This window comes from Bradyrhizobium elkanii WSM2783 (genome assembly GCF_000472865.1).
GTDB lineage: Bacteria > Pseudomonadota > Alphaproteobacteria > Rhizobiales > Xanthobacteraceae > Bradyrhizobium > Bradyrhizobium elkanii_A.
Map to the genome: position 1 here is coordinate 1 of NZ_AXAP01000190.1, position 3,764 is coordinate 3,764.

5 protein-coding genes are annotated in these 3,764 nt (G+C 61.6%); all 5 read left to right on the top strand.

Annotated features, from left to right (window positions below; all coding sequences use genetic code 11):
• The first annotated feature begins 235 nt into the window (after positions 1-235).
• Positions 236-1,297, top strand: a complete 1,062-nt coding sequence (gene istA / locus YY7_RS56190; protein ID WP_283807063.1) for an IS21 family transposase — start codon at positions 236-238, stop codon at positions 1,295-1,297.
• On the top strand, positions 1,185-1,517 hold the full coding sequence (locus YY7_RS65450; protein ID WP_433994584.1) for a Mu transposase domain-containing protein: 333 nt from the start codon (positions 1,185-1,187) through the stop codon (positions 1,515-1,517). Before istA ends, YY7_RS65450 begins: the two co-directional genes overlap by 113 nt.
• Positions 1,442-1,762, top strand: coding sequence for a hypothetical protein (locus YY7_RS64720; protein ID WP_283807064.1), 321 nt, complete (start codon positions 1,442-1,444; stop codon positions 1,760-1,762). The genes YY7_RS65450 and YY7_RS64720 overlap by 76 nt, the downstream gene beginning before the upstream one ends.
• 16 nt (positions 1,763-1,778) lie before the next feature.
• Positions 1,779-2,540: an IS21-like element helper ATPase IstB gene (gene istB, locus YY7_RS0149595; protein ID WP_028169394.1), complete on the top strand. Its 762-nt coding sequence runs from the start codon at positions 1,779-1,781 to the stop codon at positions 2,538-2,540.
• Positions 2,541-2,796: 256 nt separating this feature from the next.
• A complete protein-coding gene (locus YY7_RS56195; protein ID WP_165435655.1) occupies positions 2,797-3,642 on the top strand; it encodes a carotenoid biosynthesis protein in 846 nt (281 codons plus the stop codon).
• The last annotated feature ends 122 nt before the right edge of the window (positions 3,643-3,764 follow it).

Sequence of the window (3,764 nt, forward strand, 5' to 3'; positions counted from 1 at the left end):
GCGAAGCCCATTGTGCTGTGCGTGGACGAGAAGCCCTCGATCCAGGCCTTGGAGCGAACGCAGGGTTATCTGAAGTTGCCCAATGGCCGCGCCTTTCAGAGGATCGTGAGCAGGGATTTCGCGGGATCGTGAGCAGCTTTTCAGTGGCTCAGTCCGCTTCGGCCGATAACTCAGCCGGCTTAGGAACTGCCTCGTCAGTGAACGAGGAAGGCCGATGCCCACCCAGAGATTGTCGATGCGCCGGATCAAAGAGGTTCTCCGCTTAAAACATGTTCAAGGCTTGCCGGAGCGAGCCATCGCGCGCACCCTGGGCATCAGCAACGGTGCCGTGCACAGCTATCTGCGCCGAGCCGGAGCTGCCGGGCTGAACTGGCCGTTGCCGGCCGGAATGACCGACGAGGACCTGGAGCTGCTGCTTTTCCCTGCGCCGAAGCCGGAGTCGCAGAGCCTCCAGCGGTCCGCTCCCGACTGGGGCTATGTCGACAAGGAATTGCGCCGGCGCAATGTGACCCGTCGGCTGCTGTGGGACGAGTATCGCGCCACCCATCCTGATGGATTCGGCTACACATGGTTCTGCACGACCTACGAGGCCTGGAAGGGGCGTGCCCGGCCTTCGATGCGGCAGACCCATCTGGGCGGCGAGAAGGTTTTCGTGGATCTCGCCGGCGACACCATCGACGTCATCGATCCCTCAAACGGGGAAGTGCAGTCGATGAAGCTGTTCGTCGCGGCGATGGGCGCCTCCTCCAACTATACCTACGCCGAGGCCTGCCCAAGCGAGGGGCTCGCCGACTGGATCCGCCTCCACATCAACCTTTTCGCCTCCCTCGGCGGCGCGCCGACATTCGTGGTCTGCGACAATCTCAAGGCCGCCGTCACCAATCCCGACCGCCACGATCCCGGCCTCAACCGAACCTATGCCGAGATGGCGAGCCATTACGGCACGGCCATTCTCGCAGCCCGGCCGCGGCGCCCAAAAAGACAAGGCAAAGGTCGAAGTTGCGGTGCAAGTCGCCCAGCGATGGATTCTGGCGCGGCTGCGCAACCAACGCTTTTTTTCGTTAGCGGAGCTGAACGCAGCCATCAAAATACTCGCCGTCGAACTCAATGCCCGGCAGATGCGCGACTTTGGCGCCAGCCGCGCCGAACTGTTCGCCGAGCTCGACCAGCCCAAGCTCACAAAGCTGCCGGACCAGGCTTACGCTTTCGCACGCTGGAAGCGATGCCGGGTCGGCCCCGACTATCATATCGAGATCGATGGACACTGGTATTCCGCGCCGTATCGGCTCATCCGTGAGCTCGTCGATGCGCGCATCGACGACAGGACGGTCGAGATCTTCCACAACGGCCGCAGGATCGCCAGCCACGCCCGCGCCCCTAACCGGCGGGGCCACACCACCATCGCCGACCATATGCCCAGCGCCCATCGGCGCTACGGCCAATGGACGCCCGCCGGAGTGATCGCCGCCCCGGCGAGCGGATCGGTCCGTCGACCGCCGCCTTCTTCCAAGCCGTGATCGCGGCCCGGCCGCATCCCGAGCAAGGCTTTCGCACCTGCCTCGGCATTCTGTCGCTGACCAAAAGTTACAGCGCCGAGCGCGTCGACGCGGCCTGCCGGCGCGGCATTCTGATCAAGGCACGATCCGTCGCCTCGATCCGCTCCATCCTCCAGAACGGCCTGGATCGCACCTTTCTCGACGAACCCTCCGAACACCAACCCCTGCGCCACGGCAACATCCGCGGCTGGGATTATTTCCACTGAAGCCAAGGAGACCTGTATGCTCAACCATCCCACCCACGAACGCCTGATCGAGCTCGGCTTGAGCGGCTTGGCCAAGGCCTTTGAGGAGCAGCGACGATCACCTGATCTCGAAGCCTTGCCGTTCGAAGATCGCATCGGCCTGCTGGTCGACCGGGAAGCCGCAGAACGTGACACCAGGCGGCTCACCACGTGCCTCAAGCTGGCCGCGCTTCGCCAGAATGCCTGCGTGGAGGACGTCGATTTGCGCACGCCGCGGGGTATCGACCGGGCCGTCTTCGCCAAGCTCGTCAGCGGCGACTGGATCGATCGCCACGAGAATTTTCTTCTAACCGGGGCGACCGGATTGGGCAAAAGCTGGTTAGCCTGTGCTCTCGGTCACAAGGCCTGCCGCGACAATCGCTCGGTTCTCTACCATCGCGTCCCAAGATTGTTCGAAGCGTTGGCGCTCGCGCGGGGAGATGGACGTTATGCCCGCTTGCTCAAAACCCTTGGCCGCGTCCAGCTTCTGATTTTGGACGATTGGGGATTGTCGGTGCTCACCGTCGCCGAGCGGCGCGATCTACTGGAAATCCTCGAGGACCGCCATGGCCGCGCATCGACCATCGTAACCAGCCAACTTCCCGTGGACTCATGGCACGAAGTTATCGGAGATCCCACGCTCGCCGACGCCATTCTGGATCGCCTCGTCCATAACGCTCACCGCCTCCAGCTGGCCGGCGAAAGCATGCGAAAACGCAACGCCAAAACCATCACCCTTGACGAGCAGCCAGAACGCTGACTCTATCAACGCCTTGGCCGGAGCGGGCCGCTCACGATCGTCTGAATTCGGCGCTCATGATCGCGCGAGATCGCTGCTCACTATCAGTGAAATATGCACCTCTCCCCGCGCCGCTGCTCGTACTTGCGCTGCCTACCCGGTGCAACTACGTTAAGTAAGCCTTGCTGCCGGTTGCTCAACTGAAGGATTGCATGCAATGACCCCAGACAATGCCGGCCGAGGCCGACTCCGCGTGCCGCAGGAGGCCGCGCTTTGGTTGGCCATCGCCGGCATTCTTGCGGCCGCAATTTGGTTTTCCTGGAATCCAACCCCGGTTGCTCAAGCGCTTGCGGCACTTTTCATTGCCTGCGCCCTGATCCACGCCACCTTCGCCTATGGTGCGCGGAGCGCCTTGGTTCTGTTCGTTACTTGTAACGCAATTGCGTTTGCGATGGAAAACCTGAGCGCTGCCACAGCGTTTCCATTTGGGACCTTTCATTTCGTGGTCGGCGCGGACTTGCCGCAGATCGGCCTCATCCCGATCATCGTGGGACCGGTATGGTTCGTTGTGGGCTATTTTTCATGGGTGGTCGCGTCGGTTCTTTTGGATCACGCCGATCGTCAGCTCGATCGACCTTTCAATTTGGTCGCCCTGCCCATCGTAGCCGCTTTCGTGATGACCCAGTGGAATCTTGTGACGGATGCCCCTAACGCGACGATAGCCAAGGCTTGGATATGGCACGGCGGCGGTGGAATGTTCGGTGTTCCACTCTCCAACTATCTCGGCTGGCTTCTCACCTCCTGGCTGATCTGCCAGGCCTTCGCCCTCCACCTGCGCTGCGACGGCCGACGGCAGCACTTGAGGATTAGTCACAGGCTGGCGGTGATCGGCATCCTTTTCTATGTCGGCGCCGGCGTTACGCACATCGTGCCCTGGATCATGGGAGAGAGAGGCGAAGCCGTCGACGACAGAGGCTATGGCTGGCAGGTCCACGATATCCGTGAATCCACGGTCGCGATCCTGCTGCTGACGATGGTCTTCACCGCATTGCTCGCAGGGCTGCGCCTCTTGCGCCAGGCGAATTGCAAAGGCGAGCCAATCGCATCAATATCTGGCGATTGAAAGCGGGGCATGTCGTCGCAACACGGACTAGTACCCACTTTTCTTGGATCGTGAGTCGTGATTCAAGATATGGATGATACCCGAAGCAAGAGAAGTCCACCTTTCGCGGAAAGATCGCAAGC